Annotated in this window: 18 protein-coding genes; 11 read left to right on the plus strand and 7 right to left on the minus strand. The window is 71.3% G+C overall.

All coding sequences use genetic code 11. The features are described from left to right. The 6 genes from ACIA77_RS15115 (at nt 1) to ACIA77_RS15140 (ending at nt 6,263) form a co-directional block, all read left to right on the plus strand. Nucleotides 1–999 (plus strand): ABC transporter permease, encoded by a 999-nt coding sequence (locus ACIA77_RS15115; RefSeq protein ID WP_395886447.1) that lies wholly within the window; start codon nt 1–3, stop codon nt 997–999. Continuing rightward, nucleotides 996–2,012 carry an ABC transporter ATP-binding protein gene (locus tag ACIA77_RS15120; RefSeq protein ID WP_395886448.1) on the plus strand — a complete coding sequence of 339 codons (1,017 nt, stop codon included), beginning with the start codon at nt 996–998 and terminating at the stop codon, nt 2,010–2,012. The genes ACIA77_RS15115 and ACIA77_RS15120 overlap by 4 nt, the downstream gene beginning before the upstream one ends. A 13-nt stretch (nt 2,013–2,025) precedes the next feature. Beyond that, a complete protein-coding gene (locus ACIA77_RS15125; RefSeq protein ID WP_395886449.1) occupies nt 2,026–3,429 on the plus strand; it encodes a GH1 family beta-glucosidase in 1,404 nt (467 codons plus the stop codon). 108 nt (nt 3,430–3,537) lie between these two features. Then, nucleotides 3,538–3,894 carry a nuclear transport factor 2 family protein gene (locus tag ACIA77_RS15130; protein ID WP_395886450.1) on the plus strand — a complete coding sequence of 119 codons (357 nt, stop codon included), beginning with the start codon at nt 3,538–3,540 and terminating at the stop codon, nt 3,892–3,894. A 924-nt stretch (nt 3,895–4,818) separates the two neighbouring features. Beyond that, the gene (locus tag ACIA77_RS15135) at nt 4,819–5,529 is read left to right on the plus strand and encodes a DUF2306 domain-containing protein (protein WP_395886451.1); all 711 of its coding nucleotides are present in this window, start codon (nt 4,819–4,821) and stop codon (nt 5,527–5,529) included. Nucleotides 5,530–5,540: 11 nt separating this feature from the next. Further along, a complete protein-coding gene (locus ACIA77_RS15140) occupies nt 5,541–6,263 on the plus strand; it encodes a decarboxylase (protein WP_395886452.1) in 723 nt (240 codons plus the stop codon). On the opposite strand, the gene ACIA77_RS15145 is transcribed toward ACIA77_RS15140, so the two are convergent. The 3 genes from ACIA77_RS15145 to ACIA77_RS15155 are packed head-to-tail and all read right to left on the minus strand — an operon-like array spanning nt 6,253 to nt 10,538. After that, complete coding sequence (locus tag ACIA77_RS15145) at nt 6,253–6,990, minus strand: dienelactone hydrolase family protein (RefSeq protein ID WP_395886453.1); 738 nt, start codon at nt 6,988–6,990, stop codon at nt 6,253–6,255. The two genes, ACIA77_RS15140 and ACIA77_RS15145, sit on opposite strands and share 11 nt — an antisense overlap. A 60-nt stretch (nt 6,991–7,050) precedes the next feature. Next, nucleotides 7,051–8,190, minus strand: coding sequence for an acyl-CoA dehydrogenase family protein (locus tag ACIA77_RS15150; RefSeq protein ID WP_395886454.1), 1,140 nt, complete (start codon nt 8,188–8,190; stop codon nt 7,051–7,053). Further along, on the minus strand, nt 8,187–10,538 hold the full coding sequence (locus tag ACIA77_RS15155) for a bifunctional salicylyl-CoA 5-hydroxylase/oxidoreductase (RefSeq protein ID WP_395886455.1): 2,352 nt from the start codon (nt 10,536–10,538) through the stop codon (nt 8,187–8,189). Before ACIA77_RS15155 ends, ACIA77_RS15150 begins: the two co-directional genes overlap by 4 nt. A gap of 68 nt (nt 10,539–10,606) precedes the next feature. Between ACIA77_RS15155 and ACIA77_RS15160 the strand changes: the two genes are divergently transcribed. Beyond that, nucleotides 10,607–10,999, plus strand: a complete 393-nt coding sequence (locus ACIA77_RS15160) for a RidA family protein (RefSeq protein ID WP_395886456.1) — start codon at nt 10,607–10,609, stop codon at nt 10,997–10,999. Here ACIA77_RS15160 and ACIA77_RS15165 read toward each other — a convergent pair. After that, the gene (locus ACIA77_RS15165; protein ID WP_395886457.1) at nt 10,989–11,837 is read right to left on the minus strand and encodes a PaaX family transcriptional regulator C-terminal domain-containing protein; all 849 of its coding nucleotides are present in this window, start codon (nt 11,835–11,837) and stop codon (nt 10,989–10,991) included. The genes ACIA77_RS15160 and ACIA77_RS15165 overlap by 11 nt on opposite strands. A 211-nt stretch (nt 11,838–12,048) precedes the next feature. On the opposite strand from ACIA77_RS15165, the gene ACIA77_RS15170 reads away from it, so the two are divergent. Then, nucleotides 12,049–12,660, plus strand: a complete 612-nt coding sequence (locus ACIA77_RS15170; RefSeq protein WP_395886458.1) for a GNAT family N-acetyltransferase — start codon at nt 12,049–12,051, stop codon at nt 12,658–12,660. Between the two features lie 71 nt (nt 12,661–12,731). Beyond that, complete coding sequence (locus tag ACIA77_RS15175; RefSeq protein ID WP_395886459.1) at nt 12,732–13,334, plus strand: oxidoreductase; 603 nt, start codon at nt 12,732–12,734, stop codon at nt 13,332–13,334. On the opposite strand, the gene ACIA77_RS15180 is transcribed toward ACIA77_RS15175, so the two are convergent. Beyond that, nucleotides 13,303–13,776, minus strand: a complete 474-nt coding sequence (locus ACIA77_RS15180) for a MarR family winged helix-turn-helix transcriptional regulator (protein ID WP_395886460.1) — start codon at nt 13,774–13,776, stop codon at nt 13,303–13,305. The two genes, ACIA77_RS15175 and ACIA77_RS15180, sit on opposite strands and share 32 nt — an antisense overlap. Before the next feature lie 113 nt (nt 13,777–13,889). Here ACIA77_RS15180 and ACIA77_RS15185 point away from each other — a divergent pair, with 113 nt between their 5' ends. Then, nucleotides 13,890–14,294: a nitroreductase family deazaflavin-dependent oxidoreductase gene (locus ACIA77_RS15185; protein WP_395886461.1), complete on the plus strand. Its 405-nt coding sequence runs from the start codon at nt 13,890–13,892 to the stop codon at nt 14,292–14,294. Here ACIA77_RS15185 and ACIA77_RS15190 read toward each other — a convergent pair. Continuing rightward, nucleotides 14,291–15,448 (minus strand): acyltransferase family protein, encoded by a 1,158-nt coding sequence (locus tag ACIA77_RS15190; RefSeq protein ID WP_395886462.1) that lies wholly within the window; start codon nt 15,446–15,448, stop codon nt 14,291–14,293. The two genes, ACIA77_RS15185 and ACIA77_RS15190, sit on opposite strands and share 4 nt — an antisense overlap. Before the next feature lie 110 nt (nt 15,449–15,558). On the opposite strand from ACIA77_RS15190, the gene ACIA77_RS15195 reads away from it, so the two are divergent. Further along, nucleotides 15,559–15,777 (plus strand): hypothetical protein, encoded by a 219-nt coding sequence (locus ACIA77_RS15195; RefSeq protein WP_395886463.1) that lies wholly within the window; start codon nt 15,559–15,561, stop codon nt 15,775–15,777. Between the two features lie 49 nt (nt 15,778–15,826). On the opposite strand, the gene ACIA77_RS15200 is transcribed toward ACIA77_RS15195, so the two are convergent. Continuing rightward, complete coding sequence (locus ACIA77_RS15200; RefSeq protein WP_395886464.1) at nt 15,827–17,845, minus strand: alkaline phosphatase family protein; 2,019 nt, start codon at nt 17,843–17,845, stop codon at nt 15,827–15,829. Nucleotides 17,846–17,852 lie beyond the last annotated feature (7 nt).

Raw genomic sequence — 17,852 nt, forward strand, 5'->3', positions numbered from 1 at the left:
GTGGCGCTGCCCGCAGCAGACCTCAAAGCCGTGGCCCCCGAGCCGCTGCCGGCCGACGCCGTCGCCGGCCCCGCCGCCAAGCGTCGTCGCTTCCGGTTCCTCACCGGCGGCAAAACGCTCACCGGGCTCGTGGTGCTGGGCTTCTTCGTGGTGATCGCGATCATCGGGCCGTGGATCGCGCCGTTCGACCCGTCGGCGCGCAGCAACGACCTGCTCGAAGCGCCGTCGGGCAAGCACTGGTTCGGCACCACGCACCTCGGACAGGACATCTTCAGCCAGGTCGTCGTCGGCACGCGCAGCGTGATGCTCGTGGGCTTCACCGCCGGCATCGTGGCGACGATCCTGGCCGTGATCGTCGGTGTCACGTCCGGCTACCTCGGTGGCACGCCGGGTGAAGGCCTGTCCGCACTGTCCAACGTGTTCCTCGTGATCCCGGCGCTGCCGCTGATCATCATCATCGGCACGGCGCTACCCAGCGGCGGCGACTACCTGGTGGCCGTGATCATCGGCCTCACGTCGTGGGCGTGGGGCGCGCGCGTGCTGCGCGCGCAGACGCTTTCGTTGCGGCGGCGGGAATACGTCGAAGCGGCGCGGGCGAGCGGTGAGTCGACGGGCCGGATCATCTTCTTCGAGATCCTGCCTAACCTCACCGCGGTGATCGCGTCGAGCTTCGTCGGCACGGTGGTGTTCGCCGTGATGTCGGAGATCACGCTGGCGTTCGTCGGCGTCTCCAGCTTCTCGGAGTGGAACTGGGGCACGATCCTGTTCTGGGCGCAGAGCCAGCAGGCGCTGGCGCAGGGCGCGTGGTGGTGGTTCGTGCCGGCGGGGCTCGCGATCGCGATCCTCGGCACCGCGCTCTCGCTGCTCAACTTCGGCATCGACGAATTCGTGAGCCCGCGGTTGCGTTCGAGCGGCAAGACCAAGGCGAAGAACGCCGAGGGCAAGACAGTGCGCCTGCGCGTCGGCTTCACGCCCGTGCTCGGCCGGGAGAAACAATGAGCGAACCCGTACTCGAGATCAAGGGCCTCGACGTCGACTACGGCCTCGGCGCCGAAGCCGTGCACGCGGTGCAGGACGTGCACCTCACGCTGCACCGCGGCGAAGTGCTCGGCCTGGCCGGGGAGAGCGGCAGCGGGAAGTCCACTTTGGCCTACGGGCTGACCCGGCTGCTGCCGCCGCCCGGGGTGATCCGCGGCGGCAGCGTGGTCTACCACCCGGTCGACGGCGAGCCGTACGACGTGCTGAAGCTGACACCCAAGCAGCTGCGCGACTTCCGCTGGGCCGAGACGTCGATCGTGTTCCAGGGCGCGATGAACTCGCTCAACCCGGTGCACAAGGTGTCCACGCAGCTGGTGGACGTGATCAAGGCCCACGAACCGCGCAGCACCAAGGCCTCGCGGCTCGCGCGGGCGCGTGAGCTGCTGCACCTGGTGGGCATCGCGGCCGACCGGCTCGACGCGTACCCGCACCAGCTCTCGGGCGGCATGCGCCAGCGCGTGATGATCGCGATGGCGCTCGCCCTGGAACCGCGGGTCGTGATCATGGACGAGCCGACGACGGCGCTCGACGTGGTGATGCAGCGCCAGATCCTGGCTCAGCTCGTGGAACTGCGCGAGCGGCTGGGCTTCTCCGTCGTGTTCATCACGCACGACCTGTCGCTGCTGGTGGAGTTCTCCGACCGGATCGCCATCATGTACGGCGGCCGGATCGTGGAGCAGGCCCGTGGCGTCGACCTGTACCGCGACGCGCTGCACCCCTACAGCGACGGCCTGCTGCACTCGTTCCCCGCCCTGCGCGGCCCGCGCCGAGAGCTCAGCGGCATCCCCGGTTCGCCGCCCGACCCGCGGTCGCTGCCGGTCGGGTGTGCGTTCGCGCCGCGCTGCCCGCAGGCGTTCGACCGGTGCACCTCGGAGGTGCCGGTGCTGGGCGTGCCCGCCGATCGTGACGAGCCCGCGCGAACCGTCGCGTGCTGGCTGCACCCGGCCGCCTCAGCCGCCGCCGTCACGTCGTAGAGAAGGAGATCCGTTGACCGAGACCAACGCTGCGACCCGCGAGCAGCAGGCGCTGATCGACTCGCTGCCGCCGGACTTCCGGTGGGGCGTGGCGACCGCCGCGTACCAGATCGAAGGCGCGGTGGAGGAAGATGGCCGGACTCCGTCCATCTGGGACACGTTCTGCCGCGTGCCGTGGGCGATCGACAACAACGACAACGGCGACGTCGCGTGCGACCACTACCACCGGATGCCCTCGGACGTCGCGCTCGTCAAGGAGCTCGGCGCCGACACGTACCGGTTTTCCGTGGCGTGGCCGCGGGTCCAGCCGCGCGGCAAGGGCGGTGTGAACGAGCCGGGCCTCGGGTTCTACGACCGGCTCGTGGACGAGCTGCTGGCCAAGGACCTCACGCCGTGGCTCACGCTGTACCACTGGGATCTGCCGCAGGAGCTCGAGGACGCGGGCGGCTGGCCGGCGCGCGACACGGCGTACCGCTTCGCCGATTACGCGATGCTGGTGTTCGACCGGCTGTCCGACCGCGTGCGCCACTGGACGACGCTGAACGAGCCGTGGTGCTCCGCGATGCACGGTTACGTGCACGGCGTGATGGCCCCGGGCCGGCGTGATTTCGCCGCGGGCGTGAAGGCGATCCACCACCTGCTGCTCGGCCACGGCCTGGCGACGCAGCGCATGCGCGAGGCCGCGCTGGAGGGCACGCAGTTCGGCATCACGCTCAACATGGGCACCTCCGACCCGGCCACCGGCAGCGAGCTCGACCGCGAGGCCGCGCGCAACGCCGACGGCATGGGCGTGCGCATCTACCTCGACCCGCTGGTGCGCGGTCAGTACCCGGCCGACGTCGTCGCGGACCTGGCGGTGCGGGGGACGGCACTGCCCATCGAGGACGGTGACCTCGAGATCATCTCGACGCCGCTGGACTTCCTGGGCGTGAACTACTACTTCGGCCAGCAGTACTCCGGCGTCGACGAACAGGGCCGCACCACGGGCGAAGACGGCTTCCCCGTGCAGCGCGCCGTCCCGTTCGGCGAACCGACGACCGCCATGGGCTGGGAGATCCTGCCGGGCAAGTTCACCGAACTGCTCACCCGCCTGGGCCGCGACTACCCCGGTTTGCCCATCTACGTCACGGAAAACGGCTCCGCGTTCGACGACGAGCCCGACGCCGACGGCTTCGTCGCCGACGAGGGTCGCACGGCCTACTTCGCTTCGCACCTGGCCGCGGTCGCCGCCGCACGGCTCGAGGGCGTCGACATCCGCGGCTACTTCGCGTGGTCGCTGATGGACAACTTCGAATGGGCCTACGGCTACGCCAAACGCTTCGGCCTGATCCGCGTCGACTACGAAACGCAGGCCCGCACGATCAAGCAGAGCGGCCTGTTCTACCGCGACACGGTCCGCCGCGTCCGCGGTTCCTGACCACCCCGGGGAGGTTGGATCCAAAGGGTGCCCGCTTTGCCCGCGGGCGCCCTTCGGCTTTGGGCGAACATCGTGTTGCCGTGCGGTTCACGGGGCCACCATGGCTGCGTGGACAAGACTCTCATCGACGCCGAACACCGCCTCCAGACCGCCCAGCTCACCAGCGACGTGGCCGCACTGGACCAACTCCTGGACGACCGCCTGCGCTTCACCTTCGGCGAATCGGTCGCCACGAAGGCCGACGACCTCGCCGCCCACCGCTCCGGCAGCCAGACGCTGACCTCCCTGGTGGAAGAGGAACTCGCGATCTTCACCGACGGCCCCACCGGCGTCACCTGGTTCCTCGGCCGGCTCGAGGGGTCGCTGAACGGCGCGCCTTTCGCCGCTCGCCTGCGGTACACGCGCACGTGGCACCGCTCGCCGTCGGGCTGGCGGGTGGTTGCTGCGCACGCGAGCTTCGCCTGACCGGACGGCAGTCAGGCGTCACCGGGCTCGACGCCGGCCCGGGGTGGATGGGCTCTGTTCGCGGGCGGGTTCGCTGGGTGGCGTTTGGTTCGTCGCGCCTCCCGGAACGGTGCCGGTTGCCGGCGGGTGGCCGCGGCGCAGGCGAGCTACGCCTGACCTGATGTGCGGCCAGGAGTCACCGGGTTCGACGGCAGGCCGGGGGTTGGGTGGGCTCTGTTCGCGGGCGGGTTCGCTGGGTGGCGTTTGGTTCGTCGCGCCTCCCGGAGCGGTGCCGTTTCCGGCGGGTGGTTGCGGCGCACGCGAGCTATGCCTGACCTGATGCGCGGCCACGATTCACCGAGTTCGACGGCAGGCCGGGGGTTGGCGGGGCACTGTTCGCGGACTGGCTCGCTGGGTGGCGTTTGGTTCGTCGCGCCTCCCGGAGCGGTGCCGGTTGCCGGCGGGTGGCCGCGGCGCAGGCGAGCTACGCCTGACTGGACGGGCGGTCGGGAGTCACCGGGCTCGGTGCCAGCCCGGGGTGGGTGGGGCTCGTTACGCGGACGGGTTTGCTGGGTGGGGTTTGGTTTTCGCGTGTCGGGTGTGGTGCCGGTTTCCGTTGGGTTGGTGGGTGGTGGCGCACGCGAGCTGTGCCTTGACCTGATGCGCGGTCCCGAGTGGCCGAGTTCGACGCCAGCCGGGCTCGGTTCGCGGGCGGGTTTGGGGGTGCGCTGGGTGGCGGTTCGTCGCGCCTCTGGGCGCGGCGCCGGTTTCTGTTGGGCTGGTGGGTCGCGGCGCACGTGAGCTTCCCCTGACCAGCGAAGATCACCGAACCACCCGGCCGAGGGTAAGGCTGCCCCCACCCCGGGGACGCCGGTCCACACCATGTCGGGGGCGCCCCGCACAGACCTACGTTCGTAAGCACCGGACGAGCGAGGGAGAGTGGCGATGACGGCGACGGACCTGCGACCACCGCGAGTGGAGCACCCGCCGGCGGGGCGGCCGCGGCGCAAGCGCCGGCCCTGGATCGGCGTGCTGGGGCTGGTCGTGGTGGCGTTCCTGGCGTACTCGCTGCCGCCGTACCTGGCGCTGGACCCGGCGCAGTCGCGGGTGCCCGCGCCCGCCGGGTTCGGCGCGCACTACTGGTTCCTCGTGGGCCACGTGGTGTTCGGCTCGATCGCGATGCTCTGCGCGGTCGTGCAGATCTGGCCGTGGGTCCGCCGGCGCTTCCCGGTGCTCCACCGGTACGCCGGCCGCGCCTACGTCTTCGGCGGCGTGTTGCCCTCGGGGGTCATGGCCCTCACGATCGGTGCCGCGAGCCCCTTCGGGCCCGCCACGCGAGCGAGCGACGTGCTGCTGGCGGTCATCTGGCTCGGCACCACCTGGGCCGGCTACCGCGCCGCCCGCGAGCGCCGCTTCGGTGACCACCGGCGGTGGATGGTCCGCAGCTTCGCGCTGACGATGTCCATCATCCTCAACCGCCTCATCTCACCGTTGGCGATCATCTTCCTGGAACCCCAGATCCCCACGACGTTCGGCGGCAGCGAGGTCGCGTTCATGCAGTCCGTCGCCTCCATCGCGGCGTGGGTCAGCTGGACCGTCGCGCTCATCGGCGCGCAGCTCTGGCTGGACCGCAAACCCCGGCGCGTCAAGGCCTAGCCTCGGGACGCATGGCCCGCATCGCGCTGCTCTACCCGACCAGGAACGCCGGCGAGGACGACTTCACCGACCTCGCCGGCCGCTTCCGTCCCGCCCTCGACGTCCCCGTCCGCTACTTTCCCTGGCCCGACGGCGTGGGCAACCTCGCGGACCAGGACCTCCCGACCGTCGCCGACGCCGTGCGCCGCCTCGGCTCGGACGAACACCTCGGCGCGGTGCTGCCGGAACTCGCCACCGGGTTCGACTCGGTGGCCTTCGCCGTCACCAGCTCCAGTTTCCTGGTCGACCCGGACCACCAACTGCGGACCTTGCGCCGGCTCTGCGGTGCTCCCGCCACCAGCACGACGTCGGCCTTCCAGGAAGCCATCCGAGCGCTGGGGTTGCACACGGTCTCCCTGGCGTCGGTCTACCACCCGAGCTTCTCCGACCACTTCGTCAACCGCCTCGACGCCCACGTCGTGCACCGCGTCGACGCGTCGGCGGGGTCCGACCGCGAGCTTGCCGCGTGGCCACCGGAGCGCATCGTCGACCTGGTCGCGCAGGCGGCGCACCCGAAGGCCCAGGCGGTGCTGCTCCCGGAAACCGCCTTGCACACCAACCGGCTCACCGCCGAACTCGAACGCGCCGCCGGGTGCCCCGTCCTCACCGCCACGCAGGTCACCCTGTGGTCCGCGGCCCGCCTCGCCGGCGTGCACCCCGTCGCCGAGGGCGCGGGGCCGTTGTTCAAGCCCTAGGCAGGTTCTCGGCGAACAACTGCTTCAACGCCGCCCAGTGCCGTTCCTCCGCGGGCTGGTCGTACGTCGGGTTGTCCGGGACGGCGAAGCCGTGCTCGGCCTGGTACGTCTCGAGCGTGTGCCGCACCCCGGCGGCCACCAGTGCGGTGCGCAGGCGGTCGTGCTGGTCGGCTGGGAAGGCGTTGTCGTTGCGGGCGGCGGCGACGTGGAGGGCGCCGCGGATCTGCCCGGCGACGAGGTGCGGGCTGGCGGGGTCGTCCGCTGCGGCGAGGTTGCCGCCGTGGAAGGACGCGGCGGCGGCGACGCGCGACGGGTGGTGCGCGGCCGCCCACAGCGAAAACCGGCCACCCAGGCAATACCCCACCGCACCGGCTGTGGAGCCCGCGACGTCCGGCCGTCCGGCCAGGAAATCGAGGTACGCGCCGGTGTCCCGCACCGCCATCTCCGCCGTCACGCTGCGACTCAACGTCGTCAGCCGCTCCCGTTCGGCGGGCACGCTGAAGACCGTGGCGACGTCGAAGGGCGCGTACGGCGTGCGGTAGTAGCCGTCCGGCAGCAGCACGGTGTAGCCGAGCGCGCAGAGCCGGTCCGCCATCACGGCGAACGTCTCGCGGACCCCCGCCGCGTCGGTGTACAGGATCACCGCCGGCCCCGCGCTCAGCGGGGTGTGCAGCGTGGCCGAGCAGAGGCCGTCCGGCGTGGTGATGGTGACCGCGATCCTCGACATGCCATCGAAGCTACCCGCCGGTGGCCGCGGCCCGCAGCGAAATCGCCCACGGCGAACCCGCTACGGCTGCAACGACCGCGCGATGATCGTCCGCTGGATCTCCGACGCGCCTTCGTAGATCCGCGGTGCCCGCACCTCGCGGTACAGGTGCTCCAGCAGGTGCCCCCGCCGCAACGCCCGCGCGCCGTGCAGCTGCACCGCCGAATCCACGACGTACTGGGCGGCCTCCGTCGCGAACAGCTTCGCCATCGCGGCCCGGCCGGCCAGCCCGGTGGCACCCGCGTCGTACGCCGACGCCGCCGTGTAGACCAGCAACCGCGCGGCTTCCGTCCGCGTCGCCATCTCCGCCAGCGTGTGCGCCACCGTCTGCTGCTTGATCAACGGCCCGCCGAAGGCCGTGCGCGAGGACGTGTACGCCACCGCGGCGTCCAGCGCCGCCTGAGCCATCCCGACCGCGAACGCGCCGACGCTCGGCCGGAACAGGTCCAGCGTCCGCATCGCCACGGCGAACCCGCGGTTCTCCTCGCCCAGCAGTTCGTCGCGGTGCACGCGCACCCCGTCGAACTCCAGCGTGCCGATCGGGTGCGGGCTCACCAGGTCCAGGTGCTCACCCGACAGCCCCGCCCGGTCACCCGGCACCACGAACGCACTCACCCCGCGCGAACCCGCGTCCGGCACCGTCCGCGCGAACACCGTGTAGAAGTCCGCTTCCGGCGCGTTCGAGATCCACATCTTCGACCCGGTGAGCCGCCACCCGTCGCCGTCCGGTTCCGCGGCCAGCTGCAACGCGGCGGCGTCGGAACCCGCGTCCGGCTCGGTCAACGCGAAGGCCGCGACGGCGTCACCCGAGGCCACGGCCGGCAGCCAGCGCGCGACCTGTTCGTCCTTTCCGGACTGCAGCACCGGGTAACTCCCCAGCCCCTGCAACGCCAGCGCGGTCTCGGCCTCCGTGTTCTCGGTCGCCAGCGCCTCGCGCAGCAGGCACAGGTCGAGCGCCGCGGCCTGGCGCGTCGGCTGTCCACTTTCGACACCCGGGAACAGCCGGGCCAGGAGACCGTGCGAGCCCATCGCCTTGAGCAGTGGCCGGTTGACGGCACCTTCGGCGCCCGCCTCGGCGAGCGGCCGCAGCTGCTCGGCCGCGAGCTGCTTCACCGAGGCGACGAAGGCCTGCTGGTCGGGCGTCAGGGCAAAGGCGTTCATCGCTCCCTCTCCGGTCGCCAGCGGGCGTGCGCGGTCTGGTGCCCACCGGTGCGTACGAGTTCCAGCCGCGGCTCCGGCCCGTCGGTCCGGCCGGTGACGGGCCGGCGCTTCCCGGCCGCCCACGGCTTCGGCCACGGCACGTTGTAGTCCTGCTCCGCGGCCGCGTGCAAAGTCCACTGTGGATTGTAGAGGTGGGTCCGGCCCAGCGCGCACAGGTCCGCGCGCCCGGCGAGGATGAGCGAGTTCACGTCGTCGTACGACGAGATGGCGCCGACCGCGATCACGGCCGTGCCGAACTCGCGCCCGAGCTCGTTGCGGATCCGGTCCGCGTACGGAGTCTGGTAGCTGCGCCCGAACTTCGGCCGCTCCTCGCTCACGACCTGCCCGGTCGACACGTCGACCGCCGCCGCGCCGTGCGAAGCGAACGCCCGTGCGATCTCGACGGCGTCGTCCGCCTCGATGCCGCCGTCGTACCAGTCGGTGGCGGAGATGCGGACCGTCATCGGCCGGGCGGCCGGCCACACCTCGCGGACCGCGTCGAACACCTCCAGCGGGAACCGCAGCCGGTTCTCCAGCGACCCGCCGTAGGCATCGGTGCGCTGGTTCGTCAGCGGCGACAGGAACGACGACAGCAGGTAACCGTGCGCGCAGTGCAGCTCCAGCAGGTCGAACCCGGCTTCGGCGGCCCGGCGCGCCGAGGCCACGAACTGCTCCCGGATCTCGGTCAGCTCCTCGGCGCTCAGCTCCCGCGGCGTCTGGCTGTCCGGCCGGTACGGCAGCGGCGACGGGCCGCAGACCTCCCAGTTGCCCTCCGGCAGCGGGTCGTCCATGCCCTCCCACATGAGCTTCGTCGAGCCCTTGCGCCCGGAGTGCCCCAGCTGCAACCCGATCTTCGCCCGCGAGCCGGTGTGCACGAAGTCGACGATGCGCCGCCACGCCTGCGCCTGCTCGTCGGTGTACAGGCCCGGGCAGCCCGGCGTGATCCGGGCTTCGGGCGAAACGCAGATCATCTCCGTCATCACCAGGCCCGCGCCGCCGAGCGCCTTGCTGCCCAGGTGCACGAGGTGGAACTCGCCGGGTACGCCGTCGACGGCCGAATACATGTCCATCGGCGACACGATCACGCGGTTCGGCAGCTCCAGCTCCCCGATGCGCACGGGCTGGAACATCGGCGGCGCGACCGGGGTGCCGAGCGACCGCGCGAACCACTCGTCGAGCTCCGTGGCGAACTCGGGATCCCGCAGCTTCAGGTTGTCGTAGGTGACGCGGCGGCTGCGCGTGAGCAGGTTGAACGCGAACTGCTCCGGCTCCTGGTGCGTGTACTGCGCCAGGTTCTCGAACCACTCCAGGCTCGCCTGCGCCGCGCGCTGCGTCGACTCGACCACGGGCTTGCGCTCGGCCTCGTAGGCGGCCAGCGCCGAGGCCACGGAGTCCTGCTCGTGCAGGCACGCGGCCAGCGCCAGCGCGTCCTCCATCGCGAGCTTGGTGCCGGAGCCGATCGAGAAGTGGGCGGTGTGCGCGGCGTCGCCGAGCAGCACCACGTTGTCGTGCACCCAGCTCTCGCAGCGGACCGTGCCGAACGTGTTCCACTTCGAGTTGTTGGCCAGCACGTGGTGCTCGCCCAGCACGTCGGCGCACAGCTCGCGGATGAGCTCGATGGACTTCTCGTCGCTCTCGCCCGGCGCGAGGTCGGTGGCGGCGATCGGCGCGAACGCCTGCTGCCACACGTCTTCGTGCAGTTCGAGGATGAACGTGCTGCCGTCGCGCCCGTACGGGTAGCCGTGGATCTGCATGATCCCGTGGGGCGTGTCGAGCACGTGGAACTTGAAGGCGTCGAAGACCAGGTCGGTGCCGAGCCAGATGTAGCGGCACCGGCGCGTCTCGACCGTCGGGCGGAACGAGTCCGCGAACCGCCGGCGCACGCCCGAGTTCACGCCGTCCGACGCGATGACCAGGTCGTAGTCTCGCGAGAGCTGCTCCGGGTCGGGTGCCTCGGTGCGGAACCGCAGGTCCACGCCGAGCTCGCGGCAGCGCTCCTGGAGGATCGCCAGCAGCCGCTTGCGGCTCATCGCCGCGAACCCGTGCCCGCCGGACGTGTGCACCTCACCGCGGTAGTGCACGTCGATGTCGTCCCACCGGGCGAACTCGCGGCTCATCGCCTCGTGCACCGCCGAGTCGGCGTGCTCGATGCCGCCGAGCGTTTCGTCCGAGAACACCACGCCGAACCCGAACGTGTCATCCGGTGCGTTGCGTTCCCACACCGTGATCTCGTGCTCAGGGCCGAGCTGCTTCGCTAGGGCGGCGAAGTACAGGCCCGCCGGGCCGCCGCCGAGAACCGAAATCCGCACGAGGCCCAGGGTATGTCGTGTGACATACGATCGTCAAGAACGCGATAGATGAGCTAGGCTTCCGCAGCATGGAGCGCATCAACCCACCCGAGCTGGGCCGCCCGTCCGGCTTCTCCCACGCCGTGGCCGCCGAAGGCCGGCTCGTCTTCCTCGCCGGCCAGACGGCGCTCGACGCGCAGGGCGAGATCGTCGGCGACGGCGTGGTCGAGCAGTTCGAGCGGGCGCTCGGCAGCCTGCTCACTGCGCTGCGCGCGGCTGGTGGCGAGCCCGCCGACCTGTGCAGCGTGACCATCTACATCGTCGACATGGACGACTACAAAGCCCACGCACGCGAGATCGGCAAGGTGTGGAAGCGCCTCGCCGGCACCGAGTACCCGGCGATGGCGGGCATCGGCGTGAGCCGGCTGTGGGACGTCGAAGCCCTGGTGGAGGTGCAGGGCTTCGCGGTGGTCAGCCGCTGAGCACCTGCAGCAGGTAGTCGCGGGCCGGGGCTTCGAGGCGTTCGTGGAGTGCGAAGAAGACCTCGGCCGCGCGGATGCCGGACCAGTTCTGGGGCAGCAACTCGGTGGGCAGGCCCGGGTCGAGGTAGGGCATGCGCCGCCAGCCGGTGAGCACGCGCACGTAGTCGGCGAACGCCTCGTCGCCCGGCGCCGTGCGGCGGCGCTTCCAGCGGTCGAGCACGGGGCCGTGCTCTTCGAGGAACGCCGTGTACAGCTCGTCGAGCTGGTCGAGGTCCCACCACTCGCGGACCTTGTCGCGGGCGTCGCCGAAGGCCAGGTGCTCGGCGCGGAACAGGTCCGCGTAGCTCGCCAGGCCCAGGCGGGTCAGCGCCTCGGCGGTGACCGAGTGCAGGTGGGCGGGCGCGATCCACACGCCGGACGACGCGGTACCGAAGCCGAGCCGGGCCAGCTGGGTGCGCAGCACGTGGCGCTTGTGCCGCTCGGTCTCGGGTACGGAGAAGACGGCCAGCAGCCAGCCGTCGGCGAGCGTCGCGCGGTCGCGGCGGAAGATGCGCTCGTCGCCTTCGCGCAGGATCGCGAGCGCGGTCTCCGACAGCTCGTAGCCCGCGTTGCCGTCGCGGCGCACGGCGTCGAGGATGCCGCGCCGCTTCAGCCGTGAGATCGAGGAGCGCACGGCCGGCTCGTCGACGCCGAGCGCCGCGAGCAGGTCGATGAGCGAGGCGACGGACAGCCAGCCACCCTCGATCCGGTGGTAGAACCCGTATACGGACACGATCAGCTGTCGAGGCTGGGCGGCACGCCCGGCGTCGAGCTCGGTTGACTCCGGTACGGCCGTCACCCGCTCACCATACTGTGCTGTTCGTGACCAATCCAACCACAGTCACGGCGGAAACCCCTGGGCCCCGCAGTGACGTCCGGCGGGGTGTCCGCCTGCTTCGCGTCGGATGGGGAGCAGCCTCCGGGCCGGTCGCGCGGGTACCATTTGCCGAGCGATGGCGAACGTGGGCGAAGCACCCCTTTTCGGCAGGTTGACGCGTCGAGGCCGGCTCATGGCCAAGCGCACCTGCGACCGCCGCGGACACGCGTTCGCGCTCGGCCGGTTCCTCTTCCGCACGCCCACGGCCTGGGAGTACGCCGCCGCCGTGGCCTGCGGCAGCGACCCGGCGGCGCAGCGCTGGCTCGGCTGGCTGCCCGATTCCGTCGTGACCGAACCCATGCGTTCCGAGGCGTTGCGCATCTTGCCCGGCACCGGCCCGGCGTGGTCGACGCCCGATCCGCACTCCGTCGACGTGGTGGCCATCGACCTGCTGGAAGGCCGCTGCGCGGGCCTGGTCAGCGTCCACAGCGGCGAGGACGGCGGCCCCGAGACCGGCGGTTACCTGGCCCCGGCCTACCGGGGCCGGGGGCTGGGCCGCGACCTGTTCGCCGCGGGGCTGCTGCTGGCCCACTCGCACCTCGGCCTGCCACGGGTGCGCGCGGGCGCCGAGGTCGGCAACGTCGCCAGCGGCCGCTCCCTGGAGGCGGCCGGCCTGCGGCGGGCCCCGGGTCCGCCCCACTACACCCTGCCGAACGGCCGCCTCAGCGAAGCGTGGTGGTACCAGCACGACGTCCCGCGCCCGCACCGCTGCCCGGGTCCGCCGGCGGAGTGGCTCGCTTTCTGACTTGGTTGTGCCGCACGGGATTCCGGACACTTCGGCCGGCGCCGACGCTTCCCGCCCCTACCGTCTTCGCCGTGGACTCGCTCAGTCTCCTCACCGACGCGCCGGTGCCCCCGGTGCCCGCGAACCTGACGTGGCTGCGGGCCGTGGTCGCCCGCTTCAGCAGTGGTGAAGACCACGAGCGGCGCCGCGCGCTCGTCGTCGAGCAGTTGCGGCGCGTGGACCCCGCGGCACTGCGGGAAGCCGCCCGGGCGCGCCCGCCGGACGCCCCGGTCGCCGTGCTCGCCGACGCGCTCGGGCTGCCCGTGGATCCGGCCGACGTCGTCCTCGTCGCCGGGGCGTACCAGCCGCACTTCCCGCAGTCCGCGGTGGCCGACGCGGCGTGCGCGCGGCTCGTCGAGGCGCTCGGCGGGATGCCGGACGAGCGCACGGCCGCGGTGATCGGCCTGCTCGTGCAGGCGTGCGACGCCACGGTGAGCCTGATCCGGCACACGGCCGCGAACTCGGCCGAACCGCCGGTGCCCGCGACCCGGCGGCTGGTCGACGGGGCCGAGGTGAGCGTGGACCTGCACGACGCTCCGTTCGGCGCCGGGCCGCACGCGTGCCCGGGTGAGGCGCACGCGCGGGCGCTAGCCGAGGGCTTCCTCAGCGCCGCGAGGGGCACCAGCCGTGCGTGAGGTCCTGTTCGTAGGTCTTCAGCGCGCTGATCACGAGCGCCCGCTCCGCCGGGGTCAGCGGCGCAAGCGTCCGCTCCCACGCCTGCGCGCCGGGCGCCAGCCACGCGTCGACGGCGCCGCGCTTGGCCTCGCTGATGCTCACGATGGTGCGGCGGCGGTCGGCCGGGTCTTCGGCGCGCGCGAGCAAGCCCTGGCGCGACAGGTCGCTGACCATGAGACTCACGGTGGTGGGTGCGACCTCGAGCCGGCCGGCGAGCTCGGAGACGGTCATCGGGCCGTCGAACAGCAGGAACGACAGCAGGCACAGGTGCCGCGGCGCGAGGGCCAGGTCCGCCAGCTCCGCCGGCACCGGCGTCCGCTTCGCGCGGCCGACCAGGCGCGGCATCAACAGGAGCAGCTCGCGGACCCCTTCCTCGACGCTCGGCCCGGTTTCCGTGGCCATCCCGCTCCCCCTGCTCGCACCACCACTCTCGTCGCGGCTCGCAGCTTACCTCGTTTGACAGCTATTTTGCTGGCAAAGTAGATTTGCTTACAAATCTAACTGGAGGGCGAGACATGTCGGATTGGAACCAGGGCATCATCGACGAGTTCCACGCGAACCAGGGCAAGGTCGGGGGCATGTTCGAGGGGGCGAACATGCTGCTGATGACCCACACCGGCGCCAAGAGCGGTACGAAGCGCGTCTCCCCGCTGGTCTACACGACCGACGGCGACCGCCTCGTCATCGCCGCGTCCAAGGGCGGCGCCGACACGAACCCGGACTGGTACCACAACCTCGTCGCCAACCCGAAGGTCACGGTCGAGCTCGGCACGGAGACCTTCGAGGCCACCGCGAAGCTCGTCGACGACCGCGCCGAGCGCGACCGCCTGTACGCCGGCATGGCCGCGCACATGCCGGGCTTCGCGGACTACGAGAAGAAGACCGAGCGCCTGATCCCGGTCTTCGTGCTCGAGCGCTAGACGGCCGCCGTCACGCGAGGCTCGCCGGGCACCGGCACGACCGCGGCCCGGCGCGCCTGCCGACGGCCGATCAGCCGCTTCCCGTACGCGATCATCGGCTGCTCCACCCACCGGTGGATCAGATCCGCGACCGCCAGGTCCACCACGAACACCGTCACCGCGGTGAGCAGCCGGCTGTGGCCCAGCGCCGGCACGGCCTGCACCACCGCGAAGTGCACCGGTCCCTGCAGCAGGTAGAGCGAGTACGACCGCTCACCCACGAACCGCATCGGCGCCGTCGACAGCAGCCACCGCGCCGGGCCGGGCGAGAGCAGCACGATCAGCAGCAGCATGGTCAGCGCCGCGTAGGCGATCAGCACCAGCAGGTTCTGGCGGGTCTCGCGCCACAGGGGGTCGAGGTTCGCGTGCAGCGCCAGGAACGCCGCGACGATCGGCACGGCGGCCAGCGGGTGCGTCAGCGGGCGCAGGAACGCGTAGCTGCGGCGGTGGTGCAGCAGGATCGCCAGCAGACAGCCGCTGAGCAGGATGAAGTAGTGGATGCTCGAGCGGTAGATCGCGGTCGGCGAGAAGTCGAGCAGCCAGCCGCCCGTGGTCAGCGGCACGAGGGCGAGCAGGACGGCCATCGCGGCGACCACCAGCGCCAGCTTGCGCCGCGCGGCGCCGACGCCGATCGCGACCAGCAGGAACGGCCACACGAGGTAGAACTTCTCCTCGATGCCCAGCGTCCACGAGCCGGAGAAGAAGTTGTCCGAACCGTTGCCGCCGGAGGCGGGAAGGAACTCGTTGAGGAACGTCAGGTAGTACTTCAGCGCGTGCGGGAAGTCGCGCGCGAGGAACTCGCCGCGCAGCAGCACGAACGCGATGATCCCGCCCAGGATCACCAAGTACGGCGGCAGGATCCGGAACACGCGGCGCAGGTAGAACCCGCTCAGCGAGATGCGCCCGGTGCGGTCCTGCTCGCGCAGCAGCAGCGTCGTGATCAGGAACCCGGACAGCACGAAGAAGATGTAGACGCCCACCCACCCCGACGGCCACACGAACTTCGGCCCCGCGAAGTGGAAGAAGACGACGATCGTGGCGGCGATGGCTCGCAAGCCGTCGAGACCGGGGAACCTGCGCAGGCCGAGGTACTCGTCGTGGCTCATCGTCCGCAAGAAATCTTCCCCAATCGCCCGGCTGCGGTGGGAGTATATGAGGATGATCTCGGGCGCCCGCTCGGCGGGTTCGGGCCCGTGACCTGGGGCTACTCTGGGTGGTGGGGGAGATGACGTTGCTGGTGGTCCTCGTTGGGGCCGTCGTCGTGGTGCTCGGTCTCGCGGCCGTTTTCGACTTCCGCGCCCGGCGCCGGAGCCGGCGCGCGGCCCCGGCCGACGGGTGGGAGACGCTGCAGGAGTCGCGCCGCGACTTCCACGCCGCCGGCCTGGCGCGCTACCAGAGCAAGGACCTGTCCTGGCTGGACCGCCACCGCCGCACCGAGAAGTGAGCCCGGCCGGCGGACCCGGTGGGGATCCGCCGGCCGCGCTGCTCCGGTGTCAGGCCGTGGCGATCCGGCCCGCGTAGCGCTGCGTCCAGCTGCTGTCGGAGTCGACCGTCACGACCACGTCGTAGTAGCCGTTCTCGGTCGGCCACGCGACGATCTCGTGCTTGCCGCCGCGCACCGTCACGCTCCGGGTGCCGCCGCGGAAGTCGTGGGCGGTCAGCGTGTAGGTCACCGGCTTGGGGCCGTCGTTGTGCAGCGTGAGCTTCACCTGCTGTTCGCGCTGAAGCAGGTCGGCCTCGACGCGCGGGTCGTGCCCGCCGGGCGAGACGCGCCCGGCGAACGAACGCACGAAGCCGTCGTTCGAGTAGATCGAGAAGGCGTACTCGCCGCCCGTCGCCGTGGTGTCCCAGGTGTACTGGAGCGGCTTGCGCGCGGTGACGGTGAACGGCGTGCTGGAGAACGCCTTCAGCTTGTCCGGGAACACCTGGAAGCTCACGGCTTTGTCCTTCGGGCCGCCGGTCAGCGTCATCGTGGCGGTGACCTTGCCCGAGCTGCCCTGCGTGAGGGTCGCGTGCGGGTGGAAGCTCAGCGGGCGCGGCTTCATGTGCCCGGCGGCGATCGACACGGGCTGCTCGGCGACCGGGTCGGCGAACGTCGCCGGGCCGGGCTGCGGGTGCGCGAAGTCGAGCGCGCTCGTCAGGTCACCCGCGATGGAGCGGCGCCAGTCGCTGATGTTGGGGCACGTGAACGGCTTGCCGAGGTGCGCCGCCCACTTCTCCAGGAACTTGATCGTCGACGTGTGGTCGAAGACCTCCGACGCGACGTACCCGCCGCGCGTCCACGGCGAGACCAGCACCATCGGCACGCGCGGGCCGAAGCCGAGCGGGTACGAGCCGGTGTACTCGCCCGCGGTGCCGGCCTCGGGCCACGGCGGCAGGACGTGGTCGAACTTCCCGTCGTTCTCGTCGTAGTTGAGGATGAAGAGGGTGTGGTTCCAGATGTCGGGGTTGCTCTGCAGGATGTCGAGCACCTTCTTGACGTAGCGCTCGCCGTGCAGCGTGTCCGCGTCCGGGTGCTCGGACCAGCCGTAGGGCGCCACGAGCCAGGAGACCGCGGGCAGCGGGTGCTCCGCGCCCGGCCGGCAGGCGTCGTGGAAGTTCTTGAGGACCGCGTCGAGGTTCGCGTCGGAGTCGTCGTTCGGCGTGGTCGTGCCGGCGTAGTACGTGGCGTTGCCGCGCCAGATCAGGCCGGTGCCGGGGCGCAGCTTCGGGTCGTCGGCGGCCAGGCCGTTCGGCTCGAAGCCCTTGAAGTACTTGAGCTCGTTGTCCCCGTAGTCGCCGATCCACGAGCTGAGGTAGCCCTGCCGCCCGTCGCCGCTGTTGTCGGAGAAGAGCCGCCAGTCGATGCCGGCCTGCTGCAGCTGCTCGGGGACCGTGAGCCACGGGCGGCTGTAGTTGGACTCGTCCGTGTTGCCGGTTTCGGTGTTGGACGTGCCGCTCCACAGGTACTTGCGGTTCGGGTCGGTGGGCCCGAACTCGGAGCAGAAGTTCTGGTCGGCGATCGTGTACTGCGCCGCGACCGAGTGGTAGAAGCTCATGTAGGCGTCGCTGTGGTAGTTCATGCAGCTGGCGCCGTTGTGCTGCACCCACAGGTCCCACTTGCGGTGGTTCACGTCGCCCCAGGCGCCGTGGTCGTTGCCCCACAGGCCGTCGTCGACCTTCGGCGTGACGATGGCGCCGGTGCTGTCGCGCTGCTGGAAGACGCTGGTGCCGTCCTGGAAGCGCAGCGCCTGCTTGTCGTTGAAGCCGCGCACGCCGGGGAACGTGCCGAAGTAGTGGTCGGTGGACCGGTTCTCCTGCATCAGGATCACGACGTGTCTCAAGTCGGACAGGTCGCCTCTGAACCCCTGGGGCAGGCGGTACTGCGCCGCCGGCGCGGCGTTCGCGGCGCCCGCGTCGGCGATCCCGCCGAGCACCAGCGCACCGGCGGCGACACCCGCGCCCTGCAGGAATCGGCGGCGCGTGGTGCCGGACGCCGGCTCGGGCGCCGCGGGAATCGGATCGGGGGCCATGGAAGCT

The organism is Amycolatopsis sp. NPDC051903, assembly GCF_044452505.1.
Lineage (GTDB): Bacteria > Actinomycetota > Actinomycetes > Mycobacteriales > Pseudonocardiaceae > Amycolatopsis.